This window comes from Trabulsiella guamensis ATCC 49490, assembly GCF_000734965.1.
GTDB lineage: Bacteria > Pseudomonadota > Gammaproteobacteria > Enterobacterales > Enterobacteriaceae > Trabulsiella > Trabulsiella guamensis.
In genome coordinates this window covers 40,311-55,031 of record NZ_JMTB01000117.1, presented here as the reverse complement: position 1 = coordinate 55,031, position 14,721 = coordinate 40,311, and the positions used below count along the sequence as shown (strand labels likewise).

Below are 14,721 nucleotides of genomic sequence, written 5' to 3'. Positions count from 1 at the left end.
GCTTCCGAAGAAAAAACAAACAAAAGGGCGGCGATTATACGCTGGATCATTGTGGGAAATGAAGGGGTATTATGTCGGGCAGGGTAATGCCCGGTGGCGCTGCGCTTACCGGGCCTGCGTGACTGGCGGGCGATTTACGGCGCCGGGTTCACCAACATTTGCCCAATCGAACCGCGATCGGCCATTTCCAGCGTCTGGCTCACGAACTGGAACGGGAAATGCGGCCATGACGGCTGACCATAATACACCAGCAACTCCACCTGACCGTCTATCCACACCGTATCCTTCCAGCCGCGATCTTCCGGGAATGGCATCGCGCCGTTAACGTTGCGGATCTGGAACATCACGCCTTCAATATGGAATGACTGCGGCAGGTCGGCGCGTACCGTCCAGCGCTCCCAGGTTCCCTGCTGCGCGGTAATATCAATGCGCTTCGGATCCCACAACTGACCGTTAATGCCCGGATCTTCGCCAAGTGTAATATCGCGACTGCGAATCGGCGTGCCGGACATGATTTCCGATGGCAGCAGTCGCATCGGCAGGCTGTCAGTGACCAGCGGCAGCAGCCCGGTTGGGCGCAAGGTCAGCACTAAGGTAGAAATCAGAATACTCGACGGCTCAAAGAAGCCGCGAATACGATCGACAATACTGGCGGCTTCACCGCAAGTAATCGACACTTCATCGCCGTTGGTCATATCCACCAGCACTTCACGACGCTCGCCTGGCGCCAGCGACAATTGTTTCACTGACACCGGTGCTGGTAAAAAGCCCTGATCGCCGGAAATGACATGCAGCGGACGTCCGTCACTCATTTGCAACTGATAGCGGCGCGCGTTCGACGCATTCAGCAAACGCAAACGCACCCAGCCACGGGACACCTCGACATACGGGCTTTGCACACCATTTACCAGCAGCGTATCACCAACAAAACCGCCGTTGCCCGGCTCGCTGTATTCCGGCGTGCCGAAGTTATCAAGGCGCTTGTCCTGAATAATCACCGGGAAGTCATCAACGCCGTAGTGGTTCGGAATGGGTAAGGACTTACTCACTTCGTCTTCAACCAGCCACATGCCCGCAAGACCGTTGTAGACCTGCTGCGCCATATGGTTCGGTGTGTTGGCGTGATACCACAGCGTCGCCGCATTCTGTCGAATCGGCAGTACCGGTGCCCAGTCAGCGTTGGGTGACATCATGCGCGCCGCCCCGCCAATGAGCGGCCCGGGCACCTGTAACCCGCTGATGGTCATTGCCACGTTCTCCGACAGGCGGTTGCTGTAAATCAGCTTGGCGTCATCACCATTCCAGACGCGAATCGTCGGCCCGAGATAACGGCCATTGATGCCCCATACCGGCGCACGCGTGCCCTGGGTAAACGACCAGTGCGCGCGTTGCAGGGTTAAGAAGATCGGCTGACCATGGCGGGACTCAACTAACGGCGGGATCGGCAATGCCTGCTGCTGTCCCGCGGCGTTTGCCCTCAGCGGCACGGCTCCGGCACACAGTGCCAGCCCCGAGGCCTGAATGAACTGACGCCGACTGAGTGACATAGAGACTCCATGAAATACTGACAAAACAGAAGGAGGGAATTCGTTTCCCGCCGATTAGCGTTTTTCGCTCGCTTCCCGCAGCGCAACTTCCTGATCAAGCTCTGCAATCTTCGCAGCCATGACCTCGCGGCAATGGGTGGCCAGAGCACGAACCTGATCTTTGCCCCATTTGCTGGTATCGATGGGCGGGAGCATCTCCACAATCACCAGACCGTTATTCAGGCGGTTGAGGTTAATTTTATTAGAAGTATTGGAAACGCACACAGGAATAATTGGCACCCCTGCAGCCAGTGCAGCGTGAAAGGCGCCCGTTTTAAACGGCAGCAAACCACGACCACGGCTGCGCGTTCCTTCCGGGAACATCCAGAATGAAATCTTGCGTTTTTTGAAGTTTTTGACCACTTCCGCAATGGTGCCATGCGCTTTCGCACGGTTGTTGCGGTCAATCAGCAAGTTGCCCGTCAGCCAGTACAACTGACCAAAAAACGGGATCCACAACAGGCTTTTTTTCCCGACGGTGACCGTTGGCGGCTGAACAATGCTTGATGCCGTCACCATATCGTAGTTGTTCTGGTGGTTAGCAATGTAAATGGCATTACCGTAACTTTCCGCATCAGCGGGTTTACGCAGTTCCACCTTCAAACCAAAAAGCGGCGCAAGCCGGCCAAACATATGACCAAACGTCGCAACATGTTTGGGATTGCGTGGACTGAACAGACAGTAAATGCAGCCAAAAATGCATACCAGAATGCAGTAGATCACGACGATGATTAATCGAAAAATTAATAACATAACATCCTCTGAAACCCAGGCCCTTGGGTCTTACCGCAAATTCTAACACGCCCCTCAAAAGTCGGGGCGTTTGTTTTTACTCTTCGCTATCGCCAGCGTCAGGGCGCTTCGGTGAGTCGATGTCAATGCGATCGATTTTTTGCAGGCCACGCATCAGCGTACCGCGGCGTCCACGTTCACCAGTGACTTTCTGCAACTCTTCCGGACGCAGCTTAATCTTACGCTTACCAACGTGGATGGTCAGCGTGCTTTGCGGCGGCAGTAAATAGAGGTGCGCCAGGCCATCGAGACCTTTGGCGGCATCTGCCGAAGAGATGTTGATGATTTTATTGCCCTTACCTTTCGACAGCTCCGGCAAATCGCTCACCGGGAACATGAGCATACGACCGGCGGTGGTGATCGCCAGCAGCATGTCGGCATCATTTTCAATGACCACCGGCGGCATCACCTGCGCGTTTTCTGGCAGAGAAATCACCGCTTTACCAGCACGGTTACGCGCCACCAGATCGTTAAAGGTGCAGACAAAACCGTAACCGGCGTCAGACGCCATCAACAGTTTTTGGTCGTCCCCTTCCATCAACATATGTTCAACCGTCGCACCCGGCGGCAGGGTCAGCTTGCCGGTCAGTGGTTCGCCCTGGCCACGCGCCGATGGCAGCGTGATCGGGTCGAGCGCGTAACTGCGGCCGGTGGTATCGATAAACACCACTGGCTGGTTGCTCTTGCCTTTCGCCGAGGCTTTCCAGCTGTCGCCGGATTTATAGCTGAGCCCCTGGGCATCGATGTCGTGGCCTTTCGCGCTGCGGACCCAACCCATCTGCGACAGCACGATGGTCACCGGTTCTGACGGCAACATGTCGTGCTCATTCATTGCCTTCGCTTCTTCGCGCTCGTACAGCGGAGAACGGCGGTCGTCACCATAAGCTTCGGCATCCGCCTGCAACTCTTTTTTCAGCAGGGTATTCATTTTACGTTCAGAGGCGAGGATCGCCTGGATCTGATCGCGTTCTTTTTCCAGATCGCTCTGTTCGCCGCGAATTTTCATCTCTTCCAGTTTGGCGAGATGGCGCAGTTTCAGTTCGAGGATGGCTTCGGCCTGCGTTTCGCTGATGCCGAACCGCGACATCAGCACCGGCTTCGGCTCGTCTTCGCTGCGAATAATGTGGATCACTTCGTCAATGTTGAGGAACGCAATCAGCAAACCTTCAAGGATATGCAGGCGGCGCAGCACACGCTCCAGACGATAGTTAAGACGGCGGGTCACGGTATCGCGACGGAACGCCAGCCACTCTGTCAGGATCTCCAGCAGGTTTTTCACCGCCGGGCGACCATCCAGACCGATCATGTTAAGGTTGATGCGGTAGCTTTTTTCCAGATCCGTCGTGGCAAACAGGTGGTTCATCACCTGCTCCATGTCGACACGGTTGGAACGCGGCACAATCACCAGACGCGTCGGATTTTCGTGATCGGACTCGTCGCGCAGATCGTCAACCATCGGCAGCTTTTTATTACGCATCTGGCTGGCGATTTGCTCCAGCACGCGGGCACCGGAAACCTGGTGCGGCAGCGCGGTAATCACCACGGCGCCGTCCTCTTTTTTCCACACCGCGCGCATGCGTACGGAGCCACGACCGTTCTGGTAGATTTTGCGGATTTCGGCACGCGGGGTAATGATTTCCGCTTCCGTCGGGAAGTCCGGCCCGTGCACGATATCCAGCAGTTCATCCAGCGAGGTTTTCGGTTTTTCGATAAGAGCAATCGCCGCGCTGGCAACTTCGCGCAGGTTGTGCGGCGGTATGTCCGTCGCCATCCCGACGGCGATGCCGGTGGTGCCGTTCAGCAGGATGTTGGGCAGACGCGCAGGCAGCATTTTCGGCTCCTGCAGCGTGCCGTCAAAGTTCGGCACCCAGTCAACGGTACCCTGCCCCAGTTCACCCAGCAGCACTTCAGCGTATTTCGACAGGCGGGATTCGGTATAACGCATGGCGGCGAAGGACTTCGGATCATCCGGCGCCCCCCAGTTCCCCTGCCCGTCAACCAGCGGGTAGCGGTAGGAGAACGGCTGCGCCATCAGCACCATCGCTTCATAACAGGCGCTGTCGCCATGCGGATGATATTTACCGAGTACGTCACCGACGGTACGGGCGGATTTTTTAAACTTGGCGCTGGCGTTCAAACCCAGCTCAGACATCGCATACACGATGCGACGTTGAACCGGCTTCAGGCCATCACCAATGAACGGCAACGCGCGATCCATGATGACGTACATGGAGTAATTGAGATAGGCGTTTTCCGTAAATTCATGCAGCGCAAGGCGCTCTGCCATATCGCTCATTAACTGTGATTCCTTAATATATGCGCCGGTCTGGTGCAGGCGGCAAAACTACCCGCGATAATACCCTATCTGGCGCGCCGAGTCACAGGGGCGTCTGGCGTGAAAATAACAGACATCCGGGCGATCTCTCGTCCGGATGGAAAAGGGTGCTGCGTTAACGAAATAACTTAGTTCGTTTTGCTGATCTGTTTGACGTCGATTTCCACCGAGTTCCAGTCTTTATCGACTTCACCGCGGATCTCAACCTTGTCCTGCGGGGTGACGGTGACGCCGTTCCAGCGCTTGTGATCGATATCGACATTGATCGTCCCACTGGCGTCTTTAAAGACATACAGATCGTCAGAAATACGCTCAACAATGTTGCCGCGCAGCGTCACCCAGGTATCATCGCGCAGGGATTTGGCGTTTTCAACGGTGGTGACGGAGCCGTCTGGCCCCTGGAATCCGCCGCCCTGCGTTTGCGTGGTGCTCGCGCCAGGACCAGTAAAGCCTCCCTGATTCGCCGCAAACACCGGAGCAGACATCAGAGCCAGAATGGCTGTCATAGCCGCTAATTTTTTCATTTTTTACTCTCCTTTCTCTTCTCTGTGACGTCCATTACACAGGGTAAAACTTAACAACTTCTTAAGGCAAAAAAAGAATTTTTTTTGCTGTACAGCGTCTGTTCTGCCGGGTTTACTGAGAGCATAAACGCTGTACAAGGACGATCTTATGCGCATTTTACTGGTAGAAGACGACAAACTTATTGGCGATGGACTTAAAGCGGGTCTGAGCAAAATGGGCTTCAGCCTCGACTGGTTCACCCGCGGCGACGAAGGCAAAGCCGCGTTGTACGTCGCGCCGTACGATGCGGTGATCCTCGATCTCTCCCTGCCTGGTATTGACGGGCTGGATATCCTGCGCGAATGGCGCGATAAGGGCCACAGTGAACCAGTGCTGATCCTCACCGCCCGCGATGCGCTGTCGCAGCGCGTGGAAGGGTTACGTCTCGGCGCCGATGACTACCTGTGCAAACCTTTTGCGCTGATTGAAGTGGCGGCTCGCCTCGAAGCGCTGATTCGTCGTTCGCATGGTCAGTCGAGCAATGAACTTCGTCACGGCGCGGTCACGCTCGATCCGGGAAAACGGACAGCGACGTTATCCGGTGAGCCGCTGGCGCTCAAACCAAAAGAGTTTGCCCTGCTGGAGTTGCTGCTACGCAACGCCGGTCGCGTGCTTCCGCGTAAGCTCATTGAAGAGAAGCTGTATAACTGGGATGACGACGTGTCGAGCAACGCCGTAGAAGTCCATGTTCACCATCTTCGCCGCAAGCTCGGTACTGATTTTATTCGCACGGTGCACGGCATCGGTTACACCTTAGGTGATGTATGATTCTGATTCGCCAGCTCAGCCTCCGTCTGCGGCTGACCCTGCTGTTTTTACTACTGACGCTCATTGCCTGGGGCTGTGCCAGCTTTTTCGCCTGGCAACAAACCTCAGAAAAACTCGACAAGCTGTTCGACACCCAGCAAATGCTGTTCGCCAAACGCCTCAGCGCGATGGATTTTGCAAGTGTGCATTCACTTACCCCGACAGTGGCGGAGCGTAAAAAAATCAAGCACGGTCATCTGGATGATGACGCGCTGGCTTTTGCCATTTTCACCGCCGACGGCAAACGTCTGCTCGACGACGGCGAAAACGGGCGCGACATTCTTTATGACTATCGTCGCGATGGCTTCAACGATGGTCAACTGAAGGACGATGACGACGCATGGCGTTTTCTCTGGCTGACGACGCGCGACGGGCAACATCGCATCGCCGTCGGTCAGGAGTGGGATTACCGCCAGGAGATGGCGCTGGATATCATCACCTCGCAGCTGACACCCTGGTTGATTGCGCTGCCACTGATGCTCATTCTGCTGTTCGTGCTGCTGAGCCGTGAACTGTCGCCGCTGAAAAGGATCACCCGTTCGCTGCAATTGCGCTCGCCGGAATCGGCTGAGCCCATCGGCACAGAAGGGGTTCCCAGCGAAGTGCGTCCACTGGTGGATGCGCTGAATCAGTTATTTCAGCGGACGCATAATATGGTAGTGCGCGAACGCCGCTTCACCTCTGACGCCGCACACGAACTGCGCAGCCCACTGACGGCGCTGAAAGTCCAGACCGAAGTGGCGCAACTCTCGGTGGACGATCCTGACGCCCGGGAAAAGGCGCTCGCCCAGTTGCACACCGGCATCGATCGCGCATCAAGACTGGTCGAACAGTTACTGACGCTGTCGCGCCTTGATTCGCTATCGCAGCCCGATGACATCACGCCAGTCCCGATGGAAGATCTGCTGCAATCGGCGGTGATTGATATTTACGCTTGCGCGCAGACTGCCGGCATCGACGTGCGTCTGCACACTGAAGCGCAGGGCGTGGTGCATCCCGGACAGCCTCTGCTGCTCAGCCTGCTGGTGCGGAACCTGCTTGATAACGCCATTCGCTACAGCCCCCGCGGTAGCCATGTCGATGTTACCCTCAGCGCCTGCCAGTTTACCGTTCGCGATAACGGCCCTGGCGTGAGTGAAGAGGCGCTGGCGCGCATTGGCGAGCGTTTCTATCGCCCGCCGGGACAAGATCAAACCGGTAGCGGACTCGGGTTGTCTATTGTTCGTCGCATTGCCGCACTGCACCAGATGTCGGTTACCTTTGACAATGCGCCGGAAGGGGGATTTATCGCGTGCGTGTCGTGGTAAACGGCTAATTATTGCACTCAGCGCAAAAGACTTTGCACATTTTGCTCATTTTCCCCTTTCGTTAGTTCGCGTATTATCACTGCCAAACTCGTTATATTGGGGACCAAACATGAGCAACATTTTGATTATTAACGGTGCGAAAAAATTCGCCCATTCCAACGGCCAGTTAAATGACACCCTGACCGAGGTCGCGGACGGCGTTCTGCGCGACGCCGGGCATGATGTTAAAGTCGTTCGTGCTGACAGCGACTATGACATCAAAGAAGAGGTACAAAAATTCCTCTGGGCTGACGTCATTATCTGGCAGATGCCGGGATGGTGGATGGGCGCGCCATGGACAGTCAAAAAGTACATCGATGATGTCTTCACCGAAGGTCATGGTTCCCTGTATGCCAGTGATGGCCGTACCCGTTCTGACGCCAGCAAAAAATACGGTTCCGGCGGTCTGATTCAGGGCAAAAAATACATGCTGTCGCTCACCTGGAACGCACCTGCTGAAGCGTTTTCTGACGAAGCGCAGTTCTTCCACGGTGTTGGCGTTGACGGTGTTTACCTGCCGTTCCATAAAGCTAATCAATTCCTCGGAATGGAAGCATTGCCGACGTTTATCGTTCACGACGTGATTAAAATGCCTGACGTCCCCACGTATATCGCAGAATATCGCAAGCATCTGACGGAGATTTTTGGTTAACTAGACGCAGGTAAAACAAAGGAGTTGAGTTAACCATGTTGACAGTGATTGCAGAAATCCGCACCCGTCCAGGGCAACACCATCGTCAGGCAGTGCTGGATGAGTTCGCGAAAATTATTCCGACCGTGCTAAAAGAAGAAGGCTGTCACGGCTATGCGCCGATGGTCGATCATGCTGCCGGCGTCAGCTTTCAGGCGACAGCCCCGGATTCTATCGTGATGGTGGAACTGTGGGAGACGGTGGCGCATCTTGAAGCGCATCTGCAGACTCCGCACATGAAAGCGTGGAGTGAAGCGGTTAAAGCGGACGTGCTCGAAAGCCATATCCGTATTCTCGAAAACGGGGTTTAATCCCTGTGACTTTGCTGGCCCGGTACGCGTAAACGCTACCGGGCCTTTTGTTACGCTTCGATATCCGCCATATCGCCTTTTTCCTGCAGCCAGTTACGGCGATCTTCCGACCGTTTTTTAGCCAGCAGCATATCCATCATGGCGGTGGTCTGTTGTTCATCTTCGTCGGTGATGATCAACTGCACCAGCCGACGGGTGTTCGGATCAAGCGTGGTTTCACGCAACTGCATTGGGTTCATCTCGCCCAGCCCTTTAAAGCGCTGCACGTTCGGTTTGCCCTTTTTGCGTTTGAGCTGTTCGAGCACGCCCGCTTTCTCTTCTTCCGTCAGCGCGTAATAAACCTCTTTGCCGAGATCAATACGGTAAAGCGGCGGCAGTGCGACGTAAACGTGACCCTCTTTCACCAGTGTGCGGAAGTGGCGCACAAACAGCGCGCACAGCAGCGTGGCGATATGCAAACCATCGGAGTCCGCATCCGCGAGGATACAAATTTTACCGTAGCGCAGCTGGCTGAGATCATCGCTGTCAGGATCGATGCCGATTGCCACAGAGATGTCATGCACCTCCTGCGAGGCCAGCACTTCGTCGGAAGAGACTTCCCATGTATTGAGGATCTTACCTTTGAGCGGCATGATCGCCTGATATTCACGATCGCGCGCCTGCTTGGCGGAACCGCCTGCCGAGTCACCTTCCACCAGGAAGAGTTCAGTGCGGTTGAGATCCTGCGCGGTGCAATCCGCCAGTTTGCCTGGCAGCGCCGGGCCGCTGGTCAGTTTTTTACGTACCACTTTCTTCGCCGCACGCAGACGACGCTGGGCGCTGGAAATCGCCATTTCGGCCAGCAGCTCTGCGGCCTGGACGTTCTGGTTCAGCCACAGGCTGAAGGCATCTTTCACCACCCCTGACACAAAGGCCGCACACTGACGCGAAGAGAGACGCTCTTTCGTCTGCCCGGCGAACTGCGGATCCTGCATTTTCACTGACAGCACGTAAGCGCAGCGATCCCAGATATCTTCTGCCGATAGTTTCACACCGCGCGGCAGAATGTTGCGGTATTCGCAGAACTCGCGCATCGCATCAAGCAGCCCCTGACGCAGACCGTTGACGTGGGTACCGCCCTGCATGGTGGGGATCAGGTTGACGTAGCTTTCGGTCAGCAGTTCGCCGCCCTCCGGTAACCACAGCAGCGCCCAGTCCACCGCTTCGGTGTCGCCTTCAAAATTACCGACGAACGGCTTTTCAGGCAACAGCGGCAGACCATTAACCGCTTCACTAAGATAGTCGGTCAGACCGTCTTCGTAGCGCCAGGTTTGCTCGGTGTTATTGACGTTATCTTTGAAAACGATTTCGACACCCGGGCACAGCACGGCTTTGGCTTTCAGCAGGTGCGTGAGGCGGGAAACGGAAAAGCGCGGGCTGTCGAAGAAACTTTCGTCCGGCCAGAAATGTACGCTGGTCCCGGTGTTGCGTTTGCCGCAGGTGCCGGTAACGTGCAAATCTTCAACTTTTTCGCCGTTTTCAAAGGCGATGCTGTAAACCTGCGCGTCGCGGCGCACATTCACTTCAACGCGTTTTGACAGGGCATTTACCACGGAGATCCCCACGCCGTGAAGGCCGCCGGAGAACTGGTAGTTTTTGTTGGAGAACTTACCGCCTGCATGCAGCCGGCAGAGGATCAACTCCACCGCAGGAACACCTTCTTCCGGGTGGATATCCACTGGCATGCCGCGACCGTCGTCGATGACTTCCAGCGACTGATCGGCATGCAGAATAACTTCCACGCGTTTTGCGTGGCCCGCCAGCGCTTCGTCGACGCTGTTATCAATGACTTCCTGCCCTAAATGGTTAGGACGAGTGGTGTCGGTATACATCCCCGGGCGGCGGCGGACCGGCTCTAGCCCGGTGAGTACCTCAATGGCATCAGCGTTATATGAAGATTGCGTCATGATCTGTTCGTAGATAGTTCAGTTTGCTTAATGCAAACCCAGGAAATCGATAATCTGTGTGAAATGATCTTCGAAGCCAATAAATGCGTGGTTACCGCCCTCCTCCAGCGTCTGACGGCAGGAGGCGTAATACTCAACGGCCTGGCGGTAATCAAGCACTTCGTCACCCGTCTGTTGCAGTAGCCAGATAAGATCCGGCGCCTCCAGCGGGTCGATCTGCATCACTTTGAGATCGTAAATATGGCGTGACTCTAGCACATATTGTTCCCCGGTGTAGGGATTCTCATTCTGACCGAGATAGTTTAGCAAGAGTTCAAAGGGTTTAATCGCCGGATTAACCACCACGGCGGGCAGCATAAAGCATTGCGACAACCAGGTGGCATAATAGCCGCCGAGAGACGAGCCGACCACACCCAGCGGCTCGCCGCCGAGTTCCAGCACTAACCCTTCCAGCAGTTCGGCTGCTTCCGCCGGAAACGCAGGTAACTGTGGGATAACCATATTTATTTCAGGATGCGCCTGTGCCAGCCAGTCTTTCATGGCCGTCGCTTTCTCTGAGCGAGGCGAACTGTTGAAACCGTGCAAGTAAAGAAGCGTAGACATGCGAAACCTTAATACCCTTCCGACGCGGTATCGGGACGGAACTGCGCCGCTTCGAGTCGACAAACTTCCGTGGTCAGCGAGCCGTCAGGACACAACTCGATCCAGCGCCAGCCCGGCGCGATAGTGTCGAGCGTAAAATTAGCGCAGTGCGGTTTAAACTGCACGCAGGTGGATGGCGTTGCCATCATCCGCCGCCCGTTCCAGTCAACGTCCATTTCCTGATGAATATGCCCGCAGAGCAGATTTTTGACCCGCGGATACGCACTCAGCACCTGATCCAGCGCCCCGGCATTACGCAGGCTATGTTGATCAAGCCAGCTACAACCCGACGGCAGAGGATGATGATGCAACAGCAGCAACGTGTAGCGTTCGGCAGAGTCCGCGAGCTTCTGCTCCAGCCATTCAAGCTGGAAGTCGCTCAGTTCGCCATGCGGGACGCCAAATACCTGGCTGTCGAGCATGAGGATCTGCCAGTGGTCGCCCACCAGTACACGCTTTGCGGGAGAGATGCCGGCATCCTGTAAGGTGCTGTACATCGCTGGCTGGAAATCATGATTTCCCGGCAACCAGACACAAGGTGCGGCAAAGCCCGCGATGCCTTCAGCGAAATGCTGGTAGGCCGCGGAAGAGTGATCCTGCGCCAAATCCCCTGTTGCTACAATCAGATCACATTCACGCTGTGAGGCACAGATAGCCTCCAGTACCGCCTGGTAACTTTCCCAGGTATTCACTCCCAACAGCGTTTCATGTTTCTCAGCAAACAGGTGAGTATCTGTAATTTGTAATATCCTGACCCTGGCCCCACCAGCCAGAGGAAGGTTTAACAGGCTTTCCAAATGGTGTCCTTAGGTTTCACGACGCTTAGTAAACCGGAATCGCCATCGCTCCATGTGCTAAACAATATCGCAGCCAATCAGCGAGAAACTGATTGATTTGATGCTTTTCGTCGCGTTGATGCAACTTCTTATTCGGGTAATCATACCGTGCTTTGAAGCGAAAGATCTGCTGGCTTGAACACACTTCAGCCACCATCGCATCATGATAAAGCCGCACGGTCATTGACGGCAGGCTCCAGTAGCTTATCGCGGGTGCCGTCTGTTCAATTTCCACCAGTGTAGTGTAGCGGGTGGTCTCGGTTATCGTTAACCGATATTGCGCATTCGCCACCTGATAGCTCACCGTTTCGCCGGGTGCGTCTGTACGAGGCAGCAGGCGGCGCAAATGTGCAAAATTAGTCTCGCACAGGCGCATCATTTCTGGAAAGTCAGGTGTATAACGCTTCATTATTTCCACTCGTTTCGTAAAGCCTGATAATGCAGTTGCAGCCATTGCAGAGCGATGACAGACGCTGCGTTGTCGATTTTCCCCTCTTCTACCCACTGGTAAGCCTGTTCCCGACTTACCACATGAACCCGAATGTCTTCGTTTTCATCAGCCAGACCGTGAATGCCACTCGCGGTTGAGGCGTCCACTTCGCCCACTAAAATCGACAGGCGCTCGCTGGTCCCCCCCGGACTTGCCAGATAGCTCAACACCGGGCGGGTGCGACCCACAATCAGTCCGGCCTCTTCGACCGCTTCGCGGCGGGCGACATCTTCCACCGTTTCGCCCTCTTCTATCATACCGGCAACCATCTCGAGCAACCATGGGGTCTCGCTGGTGTCATAGGCCGCAATACGGATTTGCTCAACGAGCACGACTTCATCACGTACTGGGTCAAAGGGTAGCAAGACTGCCGCATGGCCGCGCTCAAAAATTTCTCGCGTCACTTCACCGCTCATTTCGCCATTGAACAAACGGTGGCGAAAACGATAAAGATCAAGCGAAAAAAAACCGCGGTAAAGCGATTCACGTGCAATAATTTCTACATCTTTTTTGGAGAAAGTAACGGCCTGTTCATGAGGCTGAGTCATTATTCGGTCCTGTCAGTGATTGTGGCGAAATTATGGATTTAAAGTCAGTTTGGCTACTGTTTTACTGACCATATGATAGATTGGTGCAAATTAACGCCAGATGGCACATTACGCCAACTTTTTCGAATGGCAGACTCTGGTACAATCGGCGAACATTTTTTTTGAATTAGATCAGCGCTAAATGCTTCACAACAAGGAATGCAAATGAAGAAATTGCTCCCTATCCTTATCGGCCTGAGCCTGTCTGGTTTCAGCGCAATGAGCCAGGCGGAAAACCTGCTTCAAGTGTATCAGCAGGCTCGTGTCAGCAACCCTGACCTGCGTAAATCAGCAGCCGATCGCGATGCTGCATTCGAGAAGATTAACGAAGCGCGCAGCCCACTGCTTCCTCAACTGGGTCTTGGTGCGGACTATGAGTACAGCAACGGTTACCGTGATCAAAACGGCGTTAACTCTAACGCCACCAGTGCGTCTTTGTCACTGACCCAGACGCTGTTTGACATGTCGAAATGGCGTCAGCTCTCACTGCAGGAAAAATCAGCCGGCATTCAGGATGTCACCTATCAGACTGACCAGCAAACGCTGATCCTGAATACCGCGACGGCTTACTTCAACGTCCTGAGCGCCATTGATTCACTCTCCTACACTGAAGCGCAGAAACAGGCGATTTACCGCCAGTTGGATCAAACCACTCAGCGCTTTAACGTGGGCCTGGTCGCTATCACTGACGTGCAGAACGCCCGTTCGCAGTACGACAACGTACTGGCCAACGAAGTCACTGCCCGTAACAACCTCGACAACGCTGTTGAACAGCTGCGTCAGGTAACCGGTAATTACTACCCGGAACTGGCTTCCCTGAACGTTGACAGCTTCAAAACCGACAAGCCAAACGCAGTCAACGCGCTGCTGAAGGAAGCGGAAAATCGCAACCTGTCGCTGCTGCAGGCACGTTTAAGCCAGGATCTGGCGCGTGAGCAAATTCGCCTCGCTCAGGACGGCCATCTGCCAACCCTGAGTTTAAGCGCGTCTACCGCCGTGTCTGACACTTCCTACAGCGGTTCAAGCACCGGTGGCGCCAACGCCTCCCGTTATGACGACAGCAACATCGGTCAGAACAAAATCGGCCTGAACTTCTCTCTGCCGCTTTACCAGGGCGGGATGGTCAACTCTCAGGTGAAACAGGCGCAGTACAACTTCGTCGGCGCCAGCGAACAGCTGGAAAGCGCGCATCGCAGCGTCGTACAGACCGTGCGTTCTTCCTTTAATAACATCAATGCTTCTATCAGCAGCATCAACGCCTATAAACAGGCCGTCGTGTCTGCCCAAAGCTCGTTAGATGCGATGGAAGCTGGTTACTCGGTAGGTACTCGTACCATTGTTGATGTGCTGGATGCCACTACGACGCTGTATAACGCGAAACAGCAACTCTCCAGCGCACGTTATAACTATTTGATTAACCAGCTGAACATCAAATCCGCGCTCGGTACGCTGAATGAGCAGGATCTGGTCGCGCTGAACAATGCACTAGGTAAACCAATCTCTACCACCCCGGAATCGGTGGCACCGGAAAACCCGCAGCAGGACGCTAGCGCTGACGGCTACAGTGCCGACAACGCAGCGCCAGCGGTACAACCTGCCGCGACGCGTACGACGTCCGGCAGCAAGACGGCAAACCCGTTCCGCAATTAAGCTTGCCTGTACCCGGCGCCGCTTGTGCGCCGGGTATATGTAAGGCAACGTAAAGATCCTCTCTCTGCCATACCTGTCGCTTCAATTTCAACCACTCATCCTCTATCCTTGACCACTACCACTGGGTCCTGGAAGACT

General features: G+C 55.0%; 14 protein-coding genes. 5 read left to right on the top strand and 9 right to left on the bottom strand.

Translation table 11 applies throughout. From position 1 onward, the window contains the following. Positions 1-134 precede the first annotated feature (134 nt). The 4 genes from ftsP to GTGU_RS20730 form a co-directional block, all read right to left on the bottom strand. Positions 135-1,547, bottom strand: a complete 1,413-nt coding sequence (ftsP, locus tag GTGU_RS20745) for a cell division protein FtsP (RefSeq protein WP_038161871.1) — start codon at positions 1,545-1,547, stop codon at positions 135-137. Between the two features lie 54 nt (positions 1,548-1,601). Continuing rightward, on the bottom strand, positions 1,602-2,339 hold the full coding sequence (plsC, locus tag GTGU_RS20740) for a 1-acylglycerol-3-phosphate O-acyltransferase (RefSeq protein ID WP_038161868.1): 738 nt from the start codon (positions 2,337-2,339) through the stop codon (positions 1,602-1,604). Positions 2,340-2,415: 76 nt separating this feature from the next. Beyond that, entirely contained in the window at positions 2,416-4,674 is a 2,259-nt protein-coding gene (parC, locus tag GTGU_RS20735; RefSeq protein ID WP_038161865.1) for a DNA topoisomerase IV subunit A, read from the bottom strand. A 167-nt stretch (positions 4,675-4,841) separates the two neighbouring features. Further along, the gene (locus GTGU_RS20730; RefSeq protein WP_038161862.1) at positions 4,842-5,237 is read right to left on the bottom strand and encodes a YgiW/YdeI family stress tolerance OB fold protein; all 396 of its coding nucleotides are present in this window, start codon (positions 5,235-5,237) and stop codon (positions 4,842-4,844) included. A 148-nt stretch (positions 5,238-5,385) separates the two neighbouring features. On the opposite strand from GTGU_RS20730, the gene qseB reads away from it, so the two are divergent. The 4 genes from qseB (at position 5,386) to GTGU_RS20710 (ending at position 8,432) form a co-directional block, all read left to right on the top strand. Then, entirely contained in the window at positions 5,386-6,045 is a 660-nt protein-coding gene (gene qseB, locus GTGU_RS20725; RefSeq protein ID WP_038161859.1) for a quorum sensing response regulator transcription factor QseB, read from the top strand. Then, positions 6,042-7,391: a quorum sensing histidine kinase QseC gene (gene qseC / locus GTGU_RS20720; RefSeq protein WP_038161855.1), complete on the top strand. Its 1,350-nt coding sequence runs from the start codon at positions 6,042-6,044 to the stop codon at positions 7,389-7,391. Before qseB ends, qseC begins: the two co-directional genes overlap by 4 nt. Positions 7,392-7,500: 109 nt before the next feature. Then, positions 7,501-8,082 carry an NAD(P)H-dependent oxidoreductase gene (locus tag GTGU_RS20715; protein WP_038161852.1) on the top strand — a complete coding sequence of 194 codons (582 nt, stop codon included), beginning with the start codon at positions 7,501-7,503 and terminating at the stop codon, positions 8,080-8,082. Between the two features lie 35 nt (positions 8,083-8,117). Beyond that, entirely contained in the window at positions 8,118-8,432 is a 315-nt protein-coding gene (locus GTGU_RS20710; RefSeq protein WP_038161849.1) for a putative quinol monooxygenase, read from the top strand. Between the two features lie 50 nt (positions 8,433-8,482). Here the strand turns inward: GTGU_RS20710 and parE are convergent, their stop codons facing one another. Genes parE through nudF form a run of 5 tightly spaced genes read right to left on the bottom strand, consistent with a single transcriptional unit; the run spans position 8,483 to position 12,894 of the window. Next, the gene (gene parE / locus GTGU_RS20705) at positions 8,483-10,378 is read right to left on the bottom strand and encodes a DNA topoisomerase IV subunit B (RefSeq protein WP_038161839.1); all 1,896 of its coding nucleotides are present in this window, start codon (positions 10,376-10,378) and stop codon (positions 8,483-8,485) included. Positions 10,379-10,405: 27 nt separating this feature from the next. Continuing rightward, positions 10,406-10,981, bottom strand: a complete 576-nt coding sequence (gene yqiA, locus GTGU_RS20700; RefSeq protein WP_038161838.1) for an esterase YqiA — start codon at positions 10,979-10,981, stop codon at positions 10,406-10,408. 8 nt (positions 10,982-10,989) lie between these two features. After that, positions 10,990-11,817 carry a 3',5'-cyclic-AMP phosphodiesterase gene (gene cpdA, locus GTGU_RS20695; RefSeq protein ID WP_038161836.1) on the bottom strand — a complete coding sequence of 276 codons (828 nt, stop codon included), beginning with the start codon at positions 11,815-11,817 and terminating at the stop codon, positions 10,990-10,992. A 25-nt stretch (positions 11,818-11,842) separates the two neighbouring features. Beyond that, positions 11,843-12,265, bottom strand: a complete 423-nt coding sequence (locus GTGU_RS20690; RefSeq protein WP_038161834.1) for a DUF1249 family protein — start codon at positions 12,263-12,265, stop codon at positions 11,843-11,845. After that, positions 12,265-12,894 carry an ADP-ribose diphosphatase gene (nudF, locus tag GTGU_RS20685; protein ID WP_038161831.1) on the bottom strand — a complete coding sequence of 210 codons (630 nt, stop codon included), beginning with the start codon at positions 12,892-12,894 and terminating at the stop codon, positions 12,265-12,267. Before nudF ends, GTGU_RS20690 begins: the two co-directional genes overlap by 1 nt. Positions 12,895-13,092: 198 nt before the next feature. On the opposite strand from nudF, the gene tolC reads away from it, so the two are divergent. Then, positions 13,093-14,583, top strand: a complete 1,491-nt coding sequence (tolC, locus tag GTGU_RS20680; RefSeq protein WP_084222821.1) for an outer membrane channel protein TolC — start codon at positions 13,093-13,095, stop codon at positions 14,581-14,583. The last annotated feature ends 138 nt before the right edge of the window (positions 14,584-14,721 follow it).

Excerpts from the sequence above, each read along its gene's own strand:
- parC (WP_038161865.1), bottom strand. The coding sequence starts at position 4,674 with ATGAGCGATATGGCAGAGCGCCTTGCGCTGCATGAATTTACGGAAAAC.
- tolC (WP_084222821.1), top strand. The coding sequence starts at position 13,093 with ATGCAAATGAAGAAATTGCTCCCTATCCTTATCGGCCTGAGCCTGTCT.
- qseB (WP_038161859.1), top strand. The coding sequence starts at position 5,386 with ATGCGCATTTTACTGGTAGAAGACGACAAACTTATTGGCGATGGACTT.
- nudF (WP_038161831.1), bottom strand. The coding sequence starts at position 12,894 with ATGACTCAGCCTCATGAACAGGCCGTTACTTTCTCCAAAAAAGATGTA.
- GTGU_RS20690 (WP_038161834.1), bottom strand. The coding sequence starts at position 12,265 with ATGAAGCGTTATACACCTGACTTTCCAGAAATGATGCGCCTGTGCGAG.
- GTGU_RS20710 (WP_038161849.1), top strand. The coding sequence starts at position 8,118 with ATGTTGACAGTGATTGCAGAAATCCGCACCCGTCCAGGGCAACACCAT.
- qseC (WP_038161855.1), top strand. The coding sequence starts at position 6,042 with ATGATTCTGATTCGCCAGCTCAGCCTCCGTCTGCGGCTGACCCTGCTG.
- GTGU_RS20715 (WP_038161852.1), top strand. The coding sequence starts at position 7,501 with ATGAGCAACATTTTGATTATTAACGGTGCGAAAAAATTCGCCCATTCC.
- ftsP (WP_038161871.1), bottom strand. The coding sequence starts at position 1,547 with ATGTCACTCAGTCGGCGTCAGTTCATTCAGGCCTCGGGGCTGGCACTG.
- yqiA (WP_038161838.1), bottom strand. The coding sequence starts at position 10,981 with ATGTCTACGCTTCTTTACTTGCACGGTTTCAACAGTTCGCCTCGCTCA.
- parE (WP_038161839.1), bottom strand. The coding sequence starts at position 10,378 with ATGACGCAATCTTCATATAACGCTGATGCCATTGAGGTACTCACCGGG.
- GTGU_RS20730 (WP_038161862.1), bottom strand. The coding sequence starts at position 5,237 with ATGAAAAAATTAGCGGCTATGACAGCCATTCTGGCTCTGATGTCTGCT.
- plsC (WP_038161868.1), bottom strand. The coding sequence starts at position 2,339 with ATGTTATTAATTTTTCGATTAATCATCGTCGTGATCTACTGCATTCTG.